Annotated in this window: 13 protein-coding genes and 1 pseudogene; 6 read left to right on the top strand and 8 right to left on the bottom strand. The window is 63.3% G+C overall.

What is annotated here, in order from left to right:
• Positions 1–20 precede the first annotated feature (20 nt).
• Positions 21–404: a PaaI family thioesterase gene (locus tag J4P02_RS27775; protein ID WP_426196434.1), complete on the bottom strand. Its 384-nt coding sequence runs from the start codon at positions 402–404 to the stop codon at positions 21–23.
• Positions 404–2,728, bottom strand: a complete 2,325-nt coding sequence (locus J4P02_RS27770; RefSeq protein WP_426196432.1) for a Tex family protein — start codon at positions 2,726–2,728, stop codon at positions 404–406. Before J4P02_RS27770 ends, J4P02_RS27775 begins: the two co-directional genes overlap by 1 nt.
• Positions 2,729–3,089: 361 nt before the next feature.
• On the opposite strand from J4P02_RS27770, the gene ompR reads away from it, so the two are divergent.
• The gene (ompR, locus tag J4P02_RS27765; RefSeq protein WP_016966992.1) at positions 3,090–3,830 is read left to right on the top strand and encodes a two-component system response regulator OmpR; all 741 of its coding nucleotides are present in this window, start codon (positions 3,090–3,092) and stop codon (positions 3,828–3,830) included.
• Positions 3,831–3,933: 103 nt separating this feature from the next.
• Positions 3,934–5,247 (top strand): ATP-binding protein, encoded by a 1,314-nt coding sequence (locus J4P02_RS27760; RefSeq protein WP_426196429.1) that lies wholly within the window; start codon positions 3,934–3,936, stop codon positions 5,245–5,247.
• 89 nt (positions 5,248–5,336) lie between these two features.
• Here J4P02_RS27760 and rimK read toward each other — a convergent pair whose 3' ends face one another.
• Complete coding sequence (rimK, locus tag J4P02_RS27755; RefSeq protein WP_007931744.1) at positions 5,337–6,242, bottom strand: 30S ribosomal protein S6--L-glutamate ligase; 906 nt, start codon at positions 6,240–6,242, stop codon at positions 5,337–5,339.
• Positions 6,239–6,721, bottom strand: a complete 483-nt coding sequence (locus J4P02_RS27750) for an ATP-dependent zinc protease (RefSeq protein WP_426196425.1) — start codon at positions 6,719–6,721, stop codon at positions 6,239–6,241. The genes rimK and J4P02_RS27750 overlap by 4 nt, the downstream gene beginning before the upstream one ends.
• A 331-nt stretch (positions 6,722–7,052) precedes the next feature.
• Between J4P02_RS27750 and J4P02_RS27745 the strand changes: the two genes are divergently transcribed.
• Positions 7,053–7,460 carry an RNA-binding S4 domain-containing protein gene (locus J4P02_RS27745; protein ID WP_426196423.1) on the top strand — a complete coding sequence of 136 codons (408 nt, stop codon included), beginning with the start codon at positions 7,053–7,055 and terminating at the stop codon, positions 7,458–7,460.
• A gap of 71 nt (positions 7,461–7,531) precedes the next feature.
• Here the strand turns inward: J4P02_RS27745 and J4P02_RS27740 are convergent, their stop codons facing one another.
• Positions 7,532–8,344 (bottom strand): phosphatase PAP2 family protein, encoded by an 813-nt coding sequence (locus J4P02_RS27740; RefSeq protein WP_426196421.1) that lies wholly within the window; start codon positions 8,342–8,344, stop codon positions 7,532–7,534.
• Between the two features lie 101 nt (positions 8,345–8,445).
• Here J4P02_RS27740 and hslO point away from each other — a divergent pair, with 101 nt between their 5' ends.
• Both hslO and J4P02_RS27730 read left to right on the top strand, forming a co-directional pair.
• Positions 8,446–9,348 (top strand): Hsp33 family molecular chaperone HslO, encoded by a 903-nt coding sequence (hslO, locus tag J4P02_RS27735; RefSeq protein WP_426196419.1) that lies wholly within the window; start codon positions 8,446–8,448, stop codon positions 9,346–9,348.
• A gap of 179 nt (positions 9,349–9,527) precedes the next feature.
• Complete coding sequence (locus J4P02_RS27730; protein ID WP_426196417.1) at positions 9,528–11,069, top strand: phosphoenolpyruvate carboxykinase; 1,542 nt, start codon at positions 9,528–9,530, stop codon at positions 11,067–11,069.
• Positions 11,070–11,122: 53 nt separating this feature from the next.
• Here the strand turns inward: J4P02_RS27730 and J4P02_RS27725 are convergent, their stop codons facing one another.
• The 3 genes and pseudogenes from J4P02_RS27725 to J4P02_RS27715 all read right to left on the bottom strand — a co-directional run bounded on the left by J4P02_RS27725 (position 11,123) and on the right by J4P02_RS27715 (position 12,627).
• Positions 11,123–11,977 (bottom strand): EamA family transporter, encoded by an 855-nt coding sequence (locus J4P02_RS27725; protein WP_426196415.1) that lies wholly within the window; start codon positions 11,975–11,977, stop codon positions 11,123–11,125.
• Between the two features lie 62 nt (positions 11,978–12,039).
• Positions 12,040–12,261, bottom strand: a pseudogene (locus tag J4P02_RS27720) (type II toxin-antitoxin system HipA family toxin); the annotation flags it as partial.
• Between the two features lie 12 nt (positions 12,262–12,273).
• A complete protein-coding gene (locus J4P02_RS27715; RefSeq protein WP_426196413.1) occupies positions 12,274–12,627 on the bottom strand; it encodes a DUF1493 family protein in 354 nt (117 codons plus the stop codon).
• 223 nt (positions 12,628–12,850) lie between these two features.
• Here J4P02_RS27715 and J4P02_RS27710 point away from each other — a divergent pair, with 223 nt between their 5' ends.
• Positions 12,851–14,023 (top strand): tetratricopeptide repeat protein, encoded by a 1,173-nt coding sequence (locus J4P02_RS27710; protein WP_426196411.1) that lies wholly within the window; start codon positions 12,851–12,853, stop codon positions 14,021–14,023.
• Positions 14,024–14,082 lie beyond the last annotated feature (59 nt).

The raw sequence follows: 14,082 nt of genomic DNA, 5'->3' as shown, positions 1-14,082 counted from the left end.
CCCAATTTCATGACGGGGAGCTATAGGACCGCGAAGGTGCCTTGTGCTTTTGCGACCAGTTTGTCGCCCTGGATCACGTCCGCTTCCACCACCAGGGTGCGGCGGCCGGGGTGGATCACCCTGGCCCGGCACAGCACTTCACCCTCGGCCACGGCGCGGATGTAGTTGATCTTGCATTCGATGGTGGCGCTCTGCTGGTCAAAACCATGGGTGCTGGAGCAGGCCAGGCCCATGGCGATGTCCACCAGGCTGAAGATCGCCCCGCCGTGGAGCTTCTGCCCGCGGTTGCGCAGTTGCGGGGTCAGCTCCAGGGCGACGTCGGCCTCGCCGGTCTCCAGGCGTTGCAGGCGGCAGCCAAGCAGTTGGCTGAAGGCGCTTTGGGTCAGGCCGGCCGGGACTTCCATCAACGTTTCTTCAACTGCTTGGCGTTGGCAAACAGCGAGGCCATGGCGTTGTTGCTTGGCGCCGCGGTGGCGGTTTCCTTGCGTGGCGCGCTGCCCTGGGACTGGCGTGGTGCGGAGCCCGGACGGGAACCGCGCGCGCCGTCGACTTTCTCGCCCGGGGTGTCGCTCATGCGCATCGACAGGCCCACGCGCTTGCGCGGAATATCCACTTCCATGACCTTGACCTTGACCACATCACCGGCCTTGACCGCTTCACGGGGGTCCTTGATGAACTTTTCCGACAGCGCCGAGATGTGCACCAGGCCGTCCTGGTGCACGCCGATATCGACGAAGGCGCCGAAGTTGGTGACGTTGGTCACCACGCCTTCGAGAATCATCCCCGGTTGCAGGTCCTTGAGGTCTTCGACGCCTTCCTGGAACTCGGCGGTCTTGAACTCAGGGCGTGGGTCGCGGCCGGGCTTGTCCAGTTCCTGGAGGATGTCGGTGACGGTGGGCAGGCCGAAGGTTTCGTCGGTGAATTTCTTCGGGTCCAGGCGCTTGAGGAAGCCGCTGTCGCCAATCAGCGAGCGAATGTCGCGGCCAGTGTCGGCGGCGATGCGCTGCACCAGCGGGTAGGCCTCCGGGTGCACCGCCGAAGCGTCCAGCGGGTTGTCGCCGTTCATCACCCGCAGGAAGCCGGCGGCTTGTTCGAAGGTCTTTTCACCCAGGCGGGCCACCTTTTTCAGCGCGGCGCGGGTCTTGAAGGCACCGTGCTCGTCGCGGTGGCTGACGATGTTCTGCGCCAGGGTCGCGTTAAGGCCGGAGATCCGCGCCAGCAGGGCCACGGAAGCGGTGTTGACGTCCACGCCCACGGCGTTCACGCAGTCTTCCACTACCGCGTCCAGGCCGCGAGCCAGTTTCAGCTGCGACACGTCGTGCTGGTACTGGCCGACGCCGATGGATTTCGGATCGATCTTCACCAGTTCGGCCAGCGGGTCTTGCAGGCGGCGGGCGATGGACACCGCGCCACGGATCGACACGTCCAGGTCGGGGAATTCCTTGGCCGCCAGTTCCGAGGCCGAGTACACCGAGGCGCCGGCTTCTGACACCATGACCTTGGTCATCTTCATGGCCGGGTATTTCTTGATCAGGTCGGCGGCCAGCTTGTCGGTCTCGCGGCTGGCGGTGCCGTTGCCGATGGCGATCAGGTCCACCGAGTGCTTGGCGCACAGGGCGGCCAGGGTGGCGATGGTCTGGTCCCACTTGTTGTGGGGCACGTGGGGGTAGACGGTGGCGTGGTCCAGCAGCTTGCCAGTGGCATCCACCACCGCCACCTTGCAGCCGGTGCGCAGGCCCGGGTCCAGGCCCAGGGTGGCGCGCGGGCCGGCCGGTGCGGCCAGCAGCAGGTCGTGCAGGTTGTGGGCGAAAACGTTGATCGCCTCGGTTTCCGCGCCGTCGCGCAGCTCGCCCAGCAGGTCGGTTTCCAGGTGGGTGTAGAGCTTGACCTTCCAGGTCCAGCGCACCACTTCGCCCAGCCACTTGTCCGCTGGGCGGCTCTGGTTCTGGATGCCGAATTGCTGGCCGATCATGCCTTCGCAGGGGTGCATGGTGCCCGGCAGCTCGTCACCCACTTTCAGTGCGGAGCTGAGAATGCCTTCGTTGCGGCCACGGAAAATCGCCAGGGCGCGGTGCGACGGCATGCTTTTCAGCGGTTCATCGTGTTCGAAGTAGTCGCGGAACTTGGCGCCTTCCTCTTCCTTGCCGGCGATCACGCGGGCACTGAGGGTGGCTTCCTGCTTGAGGAAGTTGCGCAGCTTGTCCAGCAGGCTGGCGTTCTCGGCGAAGCGCTCCATGAGGATGTACTTGGCGCCTTCCAGGGCGGCCTTGACGTCGGCCACGCCTTTTTCCGCATCGACAAAGCGTGCGGCTTCGGCTTCCGGGGTCAGGCCCGGGTCGTTGAACAGGCCGTCGGCCAGCTCGCCGAGGCCGGCTTCCAGGGCGATCTGGCCCTTGGTGCGGCGCTTCTGCTTATAAGGCAGGTAGAGGTCTTCGAGGCGGGTCTTGGTGTCGGCCAGCTTGATCTCGCGAGCCAGTTCCGGGGTCAGTTTGCCCTGCTCCTCGATGCTGGCGAGGATGCTGATCCGCCGCTCGTCGAGTTCGCGCAGGTAGCGCAGGCGCTCTTCCAGATGACGCAGCTGGGTGTCATCGAGGCTGCCGGTGACTTCTTTGCGGTAACGGGCGATGAAGGGCACGGTGGAGCCTTCATCCAAGAGTGCGACGGCCGCTTCGACCTGCTGTGGGCGTACGCCGAGTTCCTCGGCAATGCGGCTGTTGATGCTGTCCATAAAACCACCTGACAAATGTGTGAAAGCAGGCCCGGGGGAACGATTGGCGCTCCCGGTGGGTCTGGTTGAGCGGCCTGGCGCGCGCCGCCACCTGGATCAAAAGGCTGCCTGTTGACCCGTGAAATCGAAAAAATACTGCCGGCCCAGGCACATAAATAAACCGGCCGCAGACGTACTGATCAAATATTGCCCAACACCAAAGGCGGCGCATTATACCCAGCGTGACCGAAATCGGGTGGGCTTGCGCAAGCCCGGCCGACAGCGGGTTTGCTGGCGATAGAGGAAAAATCTGCTAACAATGCACACGGTGCGTATAACGGCAGCTACGCCATAATGCGCACCGAGATTAGAGGAGCATCCAATGAGCAGCACTGCACAAACTGCTGAAGGCGAAAAAATTCTTATTGTTGACGATGATCCAGGGCTGAGCAGCCTGCTGGAGCGTTTCTTCGTCAGCAAGGGCTACCGTGCCCGCGCAGTTCCGAACACCGAGCAAATGGACCGCCTGCTGGGTCGCGAAGTGTTCAACCTGGTGGTACTCGACCTGATGCTGCCCGGCGAAGACGGCCTGACTGCCTGCCGCCGCCTGCGCAGCGCGAACAACCAGATCCCGATCATCATGCTCACCGCCAAGGGCGACGAGTTGAGCCGTATCAAGGGCCTGGAACTGGGGGCCGACGACTACCTGGCCAAGCCCTTCAACCCTGACGAGCTGATGGCCCGGGTCAAGGCTGTGCTGCGCCGCCAGTCGGCTCCGGTGCCGGGTGCACCGGGCAGCGAAGACGAAAGCGTGACCTTCGGTGACTACGAGCTGTCCCTGGCCACCCGCGAACTCAAGCGCGGCGATGAAGTGCACATGCTCACCACCGGTGAGTTCGCGGTGCTCAAGGCCCTGGTGATGAACGCACGCCAGCCGCTGACCCGGGACAAGCTGATGAACCTGGCCCGTGGCCGCGAGTGGGACGCCCTGGAGCGCTCCATCGACGTGCAGATTTCCCGCCTGCGGCGGATGATCGAGCCCGATCCTTCCAAGCCGCGCTATATCCAGACCGTCTGGGGCGTGGGTTACGTCTTTGTGCCGGATGGCACGGCGACCAAGTGATAGGTGATTTGTAGGAGCGAGCGCCCGGGCAGTCGACCCGGGCGTTCGCATTCCGCCACCCTGTGAGCGCGACTCGCTCCTGCAAAGTGTGTAATGGCTGTTTATGAAAACCCCGCTGTGGTTCCCCCAGAGTTTCTTCTCCCGCACCCTGTGGCTGGTGCTGATCGTGGTGCTGTTTTCCAAGGCCTTGACCCTGGTTTATCTGTTGATGAACGAGGACGTGCTGGTGGACCGCCAGTACAGCCACGGCGTGGCCCTGACCCTGCGCGCCTATTGGGCTGCCGATGAATCCAACCGCGACCAGATCGCCGAGGCCGCCGGCCTGATCAAGGTGGTGGGCAGCGGCGTTCCGGCCGGCGAACAGCACTGGCCCTACAGCGAGATCTACCAGCGGCAGATGCAGGCCGAGCTGGGCGCCGACACCGAGGTGCGCTTGCGCATGCATGCGCCGCCGGCGCTCTGGGTACGGGCGCCGAGCCTGGGGGATGGCTGGCTCAAGGTGCCGTTGTACCCGCACCCGCTGCGCGGGCAGAAGATCTGGAGCGTGCTGGGCTGGTTCCTGGCCATCGGCCTGCTGTCCACCGCTTCGGCGTGGATTTTCGTCAGCCAGCTCAACCAGCCCCTCAAGCGCCTGGTGTATGCCGCGCGGCAACTGGGCCAGGGGCGCAGCGTGCGCTTGCCCATCAGCGATACGCCCAGCGAGATGACCGAGGTCTATCGCGCCTTCAACCAGATGGCCGAGGACGTGGAGCAGGCGGGACGCGAACGGGAGCTGATGCTGGCGGGGGTGTCCCATGACCTGCGCACGCCGCTGACGCGCTTGCGCCTATCACTGGAATTGATGGGGGATCACACCGACCTGACCGACGACATGGTGCGGGATATCGAGGACATGGACGCCATTCTCGATCAGTTCCTGGCCTTTATCCGCGATGGTCGCGACGAGTCGGTGGAAGAGGTGGACCTGGGCGACCTGGTGCAGGAAGTGGTGGCGCCCTATAACCAGAACCAAGAGCGGGTGCACCTGCGCCTGGAACCGATCCAGCCATTTCCGCTGCGCCGGGTGTCGATGAAGCGCCTGCTCAACAACCTGATTGGCAACGCCCTGAACCACGCGGGCACCGACGTCGACGTGGCCGCCTATGTCTCCGGCGACACCAGTGCCCCCTATGTGGTGCTGAGCGTGATGGACCGTGGCGCGGGGATCGATCCTTCGGAGCTGGAGGCGATCTTCAACCCCTTCACCCGCGGCGACCGCGCCCGGGGCGGCAAGGGCACCGGCCTGGGTTTGGCTATCGTCAAGCGGATTGCCGCGATGCATGGCGGTAACGTCGAACTGCGCAACCGTCCGGATGGCGGCCTGGAAGCCCGGGTGCGGCTGCCGCTGGGACTGCTGCTGCCACGGGATGCAGATTAAGGGCAGCGGCAAGTTGCAAGCTTCTAGCGGCAAGAGAAAGGCTGCGTGCTTTTCTCTTGCCGCTTGCCGCTAACAGCTCGCCCCTGCTCCTATCCTTTGCCTTTGGTGCGGGTCATGTTTGGCCCGCCATTCTTCTCGATGTGCTCGATGATGATGCCCGCCACGTTCTTGCCGGTGGTGGTTTCGATACCTTCCAGGCCTGGCGAGGAATTGACTTCCATCACCAGCGGCCCGTGATTGGAGCGCAGGATATCCACCCCCGCCACGCTCAGGCCCATGACCTTGGCCGCCCGTAGCGCGGTCATGCGTTCTTCCGGGGTGATCTTGATCAGGCTGGCGCTGCCACCGCGATGCAGGTTGGAGCGGAACTCCCCCGGCTTGGCCTGGCGCTTCATCGCCGCGATCACCTTGTCGCCCACCACGAAGCAGCGGATGTCGGCGCCGCCGGCTTCCTTGATGTATTCCTGAACCATGATGTTCTGCTTCAGGCCCATGAAGGCCTCGATCACCGACTCCGCCGCGGTGGCGGTTTCACAGAGCACCACGCCGATGCCCTGGGTGCCTTCCAGCACCTTGATCACCAGCGGCGCGCCGTTGACCATCTCGATCAGGTCGGGGATGTCGTCCGGCGAGTGGGCGAAGCCGGTCACCGGCAGGCCGATGCCACGCCGCGACAGCAGCTGCAGCGAGCGCAGCTTGTCCCGGGAGCGGGCGATGGCCACCGATTCATTGAGGGGGAACACCCCCATCATTTCGAACTGGCGCAGCACTGCGCAGCCATAGAAGGTCACCGATGCGCCGATCCGCGGGATCACCGCATCGAAGCCCTCCAGGGGCTTGCCGCGGTAGTGGATCTGCGGCTTGTGGCTGGCGATGTTCATATAGGCGCGCAGGGTGTCGACCACTACCATTTCATGGCCACGCTCGGTGCCGGCCTCGACCAGGCGACGAGTGGAATACAGACGCGGGTTACGCGACAGCACAGCGATCTTCATGCAACACCTGTGGCAGAGGTAGTGGATACCGGGAACACCGGTTTGTCTTGTACGTACTTGATACCCGGATTGACCACCAACTGGCCGTGGATCAGGGCCTTGGAACCCAGCAGCAGGCGATAGCGCATGGCCTTGCGGCAGGCGAGGGTGAATTCCACCCGCCAGACGCGATCGCCCAGGGCCAGGGTGGTGCTGATCACATAGCGCACCTGGGCCTGGCCGTTGGAGCTCTTGATGGTTTTCATCGTCACCAGCGGCGCTTCGCAACGCCGATGACGCAATTGCACCACGCTGCCCAGATGGGCATTGAAGCGCACCCACTGCTCACCGTCGCGCTCGAAGGGCTCGATCTCGGTGGCATGCAGGCTGGAGGTACTGGCGCCGGTATCGATCTTGGCGCGCAGGCCGGCCACTCCCAGATCCGGGAGCGCCACCCACTCGCGCAGACCGACAACGGTCAATTGGTCAAAAGTCTTCAATAAGGGCAATCCACAATGAGCCTTTCCAGGCCGGGGCCAGGGTGTTGAATACAGCGTTGGTGAGCCAGTGGCCCAATTTTATCGTTGCCGAGAGCGTCTTGTTCAGCGCTGAACTCTAACCTTCGACTGGGCATAGATTGTGACAATAGCCGCCCGGGCCGGATTCGCGGTATTCACGCAGAATCCGCGGCAAATGGCGATAGCTTTCTCGACGTCGGATTTCCAGCGCTGGAGGGACTTGTCGGCTGCGGTATTTTAGGTGAACGGCAAGCTTTATGAGTATTGGCTGCGCGGTTGTACAGTTGCAGCATTTTTCAGCAGAGGAATTTCCGTGGCGCACAAGCAGGAAGACGAAGAGGACAAGGTTCGCCTGGACAAGTGGCTGTGGGCGGCGCGCTTCTACAAGACCCGTGCCCTGGCCAAGGCCGCCATCGAAAGCGGCAAGGTGCATCACCGTGGCGAGCGCTGCAAGCCGGGCAAGGAACCGCGCATTGGCGATGAATACCAGATCCGCGCCGGCTTCGATGAGCGCACCGTGGTGGTCCAGGCGCTGTCCATCGTGCGCCGCGGCGCTCCCGAGGCGCAGACCCTGTATGAGGAAACCGCGGCCAGTATCGCCAAGCGTGAAACCGCCGCCGCCCAGCGCAAGGCCGGCGCCCTGGGAGTGAGCACCGATGGCAAACCGAGCAAGAAGCAGCGCCGTGACCTGTTCAAGTTCCATGGCAGCAGCCACGAGTAAGACGGTAGGAGCCGGCTTGCCGGCGAATGGGCCCTTGAGGACGCCTTCGCTGGCAAGCCCTGCAGAGCTGCTTAGCGCAGCAGGCTGCTGGCGCGCACCACGCTCATGCGTGACAGCAGCGGCATATGACCCAGCAGCTTGAACAGTGGGTAGGTCAGGCGCAGCAGGAAGTTCGACATCCGCGCCGCGTACGGGGTGTAGAAGCCCCAGCCCAGGGCCAGCACCGCCAGCAGCACGCCACCTATATAGTCGTCCTGGCCCCAGTGCGCACCGGCCACCAGGCGCGGCATCATGAACAGCAGGGTCAGGCCCCAGACCGTCAGGAACTGGCCGGCGCTGCGGGCGAAAATGCCCATGAACAAGCCCCAGATCAGCAGCACCGAAGCATGGTCGCCAGGGAAACTCTGGCTCGAGCGGTCCTTGAGTTCCCAGGTTTTTTCCCAGCCCGGGAAGTAGTCGCTCATGTGTACCGCGCCGTCGAGCACCATGGACGGGCTGTTGTGCTGCCAGTTCATCAGCGCCACCAACTTGGAAAACAGCGCGCGAATCACCACCATAAGAATCAGGATCGACAGAAAGCCGAAAAAGGCTCGGCGTACGTCCACCGCCTTGAACACCCAGTCACCGCGAATCAGCAGGCCCAGCATGATCAGGCCCACCACCACGTCGAAGGGGCGCAGGCTGGCCACGGCCCAGATATGCAGCCAGGTGGAGTGGGTGGCGAGGGGAGCGTTGAGGTGATGGAACAGCCATTCGTCGAACGTCAAGCAGAGCGTCTGTCCGGTGGGCCATAACCAGAAACCCAGCAGGGCCAAAGGGAGTAGATTGCACAGAGCCAGCTTGCCGAGGTTCCACCTTGCTTGGAACAAACCCGGATTGTTCATAAAATATCTCCAATCACCGCAAAAAAACTGCACCCTCATGGTGCAGATCGCAAATTTTCGGTGCTTGTAACCTTTTTGTCATCATTCAGATACCCAGACCTATGACTGATTTGCCGGATACCGACTTCACTCAACGCTTCATCTTCGATGAGAGCGACGCCCGCGGCGAGCTGGTGGCGCTGGAGCGCAGTTACGCTGAAGTCCTTGCCAAACACCCCTATCCCGAGCCGGTTGCGCAACTGCTCGGCGAGCTGATGGCGGCGGCGTCGTTGCTGGTCGGCACCCTGAAGTTCGATGGCTTGCTGATTCTTCAAGCGCGCTCCGAAGGCCCGGTGCCGTTGCTGATGATCGAGTGCTCCAGCGAGCGCGAGATTCGCGGCCTGGCGCGTTACGACGCCGCGCAGATCGCCCCGGATGCAACCCTTGCCGACCTGATGCCCGATGGCGTCCTGGCCTTGACCGTGGACCCGACCCAGGGCCAGCGCTACCAGGGCATCGTCGACCTGGACGGCGCGACCCTGGCGGAATGCTTCACCAACTACTTCGTCATGTCGCAGCAGACCGGCACCCGTTTCTGGCTCTACGCCGACGGCCGCAATGCCCGTGGCCTGCTGCTGCAACAGCTGCCCGCCGACCGCCTGCGCGACCCCGAAGAGCGCGACGCCAACTGGCAGCACCTCACCGCCCTGGCCAGCACCCTGAGCGCTGATGAACTGCTGAGCCTGGACAACGAAACCATTCTGCATCGCCTGTACCACGAAGAGGCCGTGCGCCTGTTCGACGTGCAGCCACTGCGCTTCCGCTGCAGCTGCTCCCGCGAGCGTTCGGGCAATGCCCTGGTCAGCCTGGGGCTGGAAGATGCGCAGGAACTGGTGGTGGAACATGGCGGCAGCATCGAGATCGATTGCCAGTTCTGCAACGAACGCTACCTGTTCGATGCCGCGGATATTGCGCAATTGTTCGCCGGAGCGGGTGTGGATACACCGTCAGATACTCGTCACTAAAACGGTTCAGCGCAGGTAAATTACCTGGCAAACGCCGGAATTACGCCGTACTGACGGGAGGACCCTACTTTTTTTGGGCTTTTCTGGCATAATCCGGCGCACTTTTTTCGCGGTAGTAGTGCGCGACTTTCTACTACAAAACGTTTGGAGCACTCGGCCACTGGCCGACGGGGAACCTCATGACGCAAGCCAATAACGCCGTGTACACCGATCTGAGTGTGGATGATCTGGTCAAAGAAGCCCTGAACCGCGGTGAGGGCGAACTGGCCGATACCGGCGCTCTGGTGGTACGCACCGGTCATCGTACCGGCCGTTCGCCAGTGGATCGTTTCATCGTTGAAGAGCCCAGCACCCAGGACGCCATTGCCTGGGGCCCGATCAACCGCAAGTTCCCGGCGGCCAAGTTCGACGCCCTGTGGGACCGCGTTGAAGCCTATGTGGGTGAGCGTGAGCGTTTTGTTTCCCATGTGCATGTAGGTTCCGACCCGGCGCACTACCTGCCGGTGAAAATGACCACCGAGACTGCCTGGCACAACCTGTTCGGCCGTTGCCTGTTCATCAACCCAGAGCAGTACAACGCCGGTGGCAAGGCCGAGTGGCAGATCCTCAACGCGCCGAACTTCGTCTGCGAACCTGCGCGTGACGGCACCAACTCCGACGGCACCGTGATCATCAACTTCGCGGCCAAGAAAGTGCTGATCGCCGGCATGCGCTACGCCGGTGAAATGAAGAAAGCCCTGTTCTCGGTACAGAACTTCCTGCTGCCGGCGGTCGACGTACTGCCGATGCACTGCGCCGCCAACATGGGCGAAGAAGGCGACGTGACCCTGTTCTTCGGTCTGTCGGGCACCGGCAAGACCACCCTGTCGGCCGACGAAAGCCGTTACCTGATCGGTGACGACGAACACGGCTGGGGCGTGGGCGTGGTGTTCAACATCGAAGGCGGTTGCTATGCCAAGTGCATCGACCTGTCGGAGAAGAACGAGCCGGTGATCTGGAAAGCCATCCAGCACGGCGCCGTTCTGGAAAACGTGGTTCTGGATGCCAACAAGAAGGCCGACTACGCCGACGACAGCCTGACCCAGAACAGCCGCGCCGCCTACCCGCGCGAGCTGATCGAAAAACGCGCACCGAAGAACCTCGGTGGTGAGCCCAACGCGGTGATCTTCCTGACCTGCGACCTGACCGGCGTACTGCCGCCAGTGTCGATCCTCAGCGAAGAACAAGCGGCCTACCACTTCCTGTCCGGCTACACCGCGCTGGTGGGCTCGACTGAAATGGGTTCGGGCTCGGGCATCAAGTCGACCTTCTCCACCTGCTTCGGCGCGCCGTTCTTCCCGCGTCCTGCAGGCGAATACGCCGAGCTGCTGATCAAGCGTATCCGCGGCTTCGGCTCCAAGGTCTACCTGGTCAACACCGGCTGGACCGGCGGTGGCTACGGCGTGGGCAAGCGCTTCAACATCCCCACCACCCGTGGCGTGATTGCAGCGATCCAGAGCGGCGCACTGATCGGTGCCGAGACCGAGCACCTGGACATCGTCAACCTGGACGTGCCGAAAGCCGTTCCAGGCGTCGACACCGGCCTGCTCAACCCACGCAACACCTGGGCTGACCAAGCCGCCTACGACGAAGCCGCCAAGGCCCTGGCCGGCCTGTTTATCGAGAACTTCAAGAAGTTCGACGTAAGCGACGCGATCAAGGCTGCTGGTCCGAAGCTGTAAGCCTCGACCCGCCATGAAAAAAACCGCCCTTCGGGGCGGTTTTTTTATGCCTGTCAGGCCTTCAGGTGCAGCAACAACGCCCCCAGCAGCACCAGCGCCACCCCCGTCACCTGCACCGCCGTCAGGCGCTCCTTGAAGAACAGATAACCCAGCACTGCGGCAATGCCGCCGGACAGGGTGCTGATCACCGTCACCACCGACACCGAGCCGCTCATGGCGCCCCAGGAAAAGGCGAAGAAGGCGCCCAGGTTCATCAGGCTGGTGGCGGCCAGGGTGCCGCAGTTTTTCAGCGGCGGGATCTTCAGCCCATCGGGAATGCTCAGCACCATCAACAGCATCACGCTGGTGCCCACCACATAGCCCAGCCAGAGCATGCTGATGGGACCCAGTTGCGGCAGGGTGAAGCGGCCCTGCAGCCAGAAGCTGGCGCCATACAGAAGGGCCGAGAGCAGGGCGTAGATGATTGAGCGGCCGAAGTCGGTGCTATGGGGCAGCTTGGAGTCCGCGTGCATGCTGGAGAGGATCACGCCAAGCACGCACAACAGGATGCACAGCAGCTGGATCAGGCTGATCTGCTCGCCGCTGGCCCAGGACAGCAGGGTGGTAACCACGCCATAGGAGGTCACCAGCGGCGCCACGATGGATGCTTTGCCTAGGGCGAAGGCCTTGCCCAGGGCCAGGGCGCCGGTGACGGTAAAGGCCGCGGCGAGCACGCCCATCAACCAGACCTCCACAGGCGCAGCCATGGCCTTGAACAGGTAGGCGGGAAAGATCACCAGCAACAGGCTCATCAGGCAAACGCCCAGGGCCTGGCCGAAGAACACCGCACGTTTCACGCCCACGGCGCGCACGTTGAGGCCCACGAGAAAATCGGTGCCGCCCCAGAGCAGGGCAGCGAGCAAACCCATCAATACGTCCACTGACTGTCCTTGTCGATTGACCGGTTGGAGAAGTCCAACGGTCGTGCTGGCTACTGATCCGCGAGGCGAAAGGCCGGCGCCATGCGCTCCTGTTCCGCCCGGGACAGCCCGAGCGCCTGGGCCAGGGTTGGCCACTGGCGAACCACGTTCTGGCAGTGCTCGATAATGCCCTGGGCTTCTGCGCGAGAGAGGCGGAAATATGCCGCGACTTCCCGTGCCAGTTCAAGGTCCAGGGCGTTGTCGGCTTCGCTGATATTGAGCTTCAGCCCTTCAGTCGCCCAGCCTCAGAGCCCCTCCAGTTCCTCGGTGTCCCAACGCCCGTGCCTGATGGCCTGGTAGAGCATGCCAATGGTCAGCGGCAGCTTGTCGTCACGGCCCTTGGCCCGGCGTTTCAGCGCCGGGTCATGGCCTTCGGGCTGGAAGTAGCGGTAGCTGTCGAAGTCGGCGAAGTCGATGTCGAACTGTTCTTCCAGGGCCAGCAGCAAATGCCGGGCATCGGCGCCGTCGCAGCCCAGGTCGAGGTTGATCGCGCTGCTCAGGCGCAGGGTCTTGCGCTCGGGCAGGCCGATCTCCTCATGCAGCAGTTGCATCAGTTGGCGCATGGTGGCGTCGTCGGGAAAATCGGGGGCCAGGTGCATATTCGCAGTCCATTGGCAGCTTTTGAGAGGGGGCAGTGTACGGCGATTTGCCGATTGGCTTGCAAGTGCTCGAGGTGGACTGCAGGCAGGCACTGGTGACTGTCCCGTCATGGCCCCTCTGGCATTTCGGGCCGAGCATTGGCGGGCAAAACTGTGTATGGTTCGCCGCTCGCGGGTGGGCTGGGGCAGAGGCCTGGCCACCTTTATCTACAGGGATTTTGTTATGGCTTTGTTTCGCTTCGCGGCGTTGTTGTGGCTAGGGATGCTAGCGAGTTTGGCCCAGGCCCAGCCGTTGTCGATCCAGGTGCTGGATGCCGTGGCCAAGGGCGCACCATTGGCCGATGCCGACGTGCAGGTGCAACAGGCGGCGAACCGGGCGGCAGGGCGTACTGACGCCGAGGGCCGGGTGACCCTGGCCACGGATGCGGCCGATACCTCGGCCACTGAGCTGCTGCTGCGCAAGGCGGGGTACAGCGAGCTGCGGGTCAAATGCCCGTGCCAGGGCTTGAGCTATGCCTTGAGCCCGCTGCTGGAAAACCCCGAGAGCCTGCGGGTGGTGCTGAGCTGGAGCGCACCCGGGGAGGACCTGGACGCGCACCTGAGCTACCCCCACAAGCTGCTGTACTTCGCCAATGGCAAAGGGCCCGGCGCCCACCTGGATACGGACAGCAGCGACAGCCGCGGGCCGGAAACCATCACCATCGACCAGCGTGTGACGGGCGATGCCTATCTCTATGCCGTGCACGATTTCACCAATGGCAATAACCCCGACTCGCTGCGCCTGGGCCGCAGCCAGGCCCAGGTCTTTGTCTACAAGGGCCCAGCGCTGATCCGCAGCTACCGGGTGCCGCAGAACCGCCAGGGCAACCTGTGGCTGGTGTTTCGCCTGAGCGCCGATGGCCAGTTGCAGGATATCGACCGCATGCTGCAAAGCAGCCAGGAGCCGGATGCGCTGATGAGCGAGTTCGATCCGTTGCTGGAAAAGTCCAAGACCATCGAAGAAGTAGTGGCCAAGGACCTGGGCCCGGTCACCGCGAAAAGCCTCAACCAGAAAGGCGAGGCGTCTTACCGCAAGGGTGACTTCGGCGGGGCGACCGTCTACTACCGCGAAGCCATCGAGCTGGAGCCGGGCTATGCCCAGGCCTACAGCAACCTGGCCCTGGCCGCGCGCAAGCACAGCCGGCCGGACGAGGCGATAGTCGCCGACCGCCAGGCGATTGCCCTGGCCAGCGGCCCGAATGCATCCACCGTGCGCGCCAGTGCCTACTACGACATGGGGCGCATCTACGAGGATGCCGGGCAGTTGGCCACGGCCCTGGAACACTATCGGAAGGCCCGGGAACAGAAGGCCAACCCGGTCTACGACCAGGCGATAGAGCGGCTGAACAGCCACTGATCGCACAGGCGAAAGTTATCCCACAACGCGCCGGCAGTGGCGCGTTGTGCATTTATGGA

This window comes from Pseudomonas sp. NFXW11 (genome assembly GCF_049887815.1).
GTDB lineage: Bacteria > Pseudomonadota > Gammaproteobacteria > Pseudomonadales > Pseudomonadaceae > Aquipseudomonas.
This window is presented reverse-complemented; position numbering and strand designations above follow the sequence as displayed.

Coding starts and splice junctions, on each gene's coding strand:
- J4P02_RS27725 (WP_426196415.1), bottom strand. CDS start 11,977: ATGGGTTTGCTCGCTGCCCTGCTCTGGGGCGGCACCGATTTTCTCGTG.
- hslO (WP_426196419.1), top strand. CDS start 8,446: ATGACTGATTTGCCGGATACCGACTTCACTCAACGCTTCATCTTCGAT.
- J4P02_RS27775 (WP_426196434.1), bottom strand. CDS start 404: ATGGAAGTCCCGGCCGGCCTGACCCAAAGCGCCTTCAGCCAACTGCTT.
- J4P02_RS27740 (WP_426196421.1), bottom strand. CDS start 8,344: ATGAACAATCCGGGTTTGTTCCAAGCAAGGTGGAACCTCGGCAAGCTG.
- rimK (WP_007931744.1), bottom strand. CDS start 6,242: ATGAAGATCGCTGTGCTGTCGCGTAACCCGCGTCTGTATTCCACTCGT.
- J4P02_RS27730 (WP_426196417.1), top strand. CDS start 9,528: ATGACGCAAGCCAATAACGCCGTGTACACCGATCTGAGTGTGGATGAT.
- ompR (WP_016966992.1), top strand. CDS start 3,090: ATGAGCAGCACTGCACAAACTGCTGAAGGCGAAAAAATTCTTATTGTT.
- J4P02_RS27710 (WP_426196411.1), top strand. CDS start 12,851: ATGGCTTTGTTTCGCTTCGCGGCGTTGTTGTGGCTAGGGATGCTAGCG.
- J4P02_RS27715 (WP_426196413.1), bottom strand. CDS start 12,627: ATGCACCTGGCCCCCGATTTTCCCGACGACGCCACCATGCGCCAACTG.
- J4P02_RS27770 (WP_426196432.1), bottom strand. CDS start 2,728: ATGGACAGCATCAACAGCCGCATTGCCGAGGAACTCGGCGTACGCCCA.
- J4P02_RS27760 (WP_426196429.1), top strand. CDS start 3,934: ATGAAAACCCCGCTGTGGTTCCCCCAGAGTTTCTTCTCCCGCACCCTG.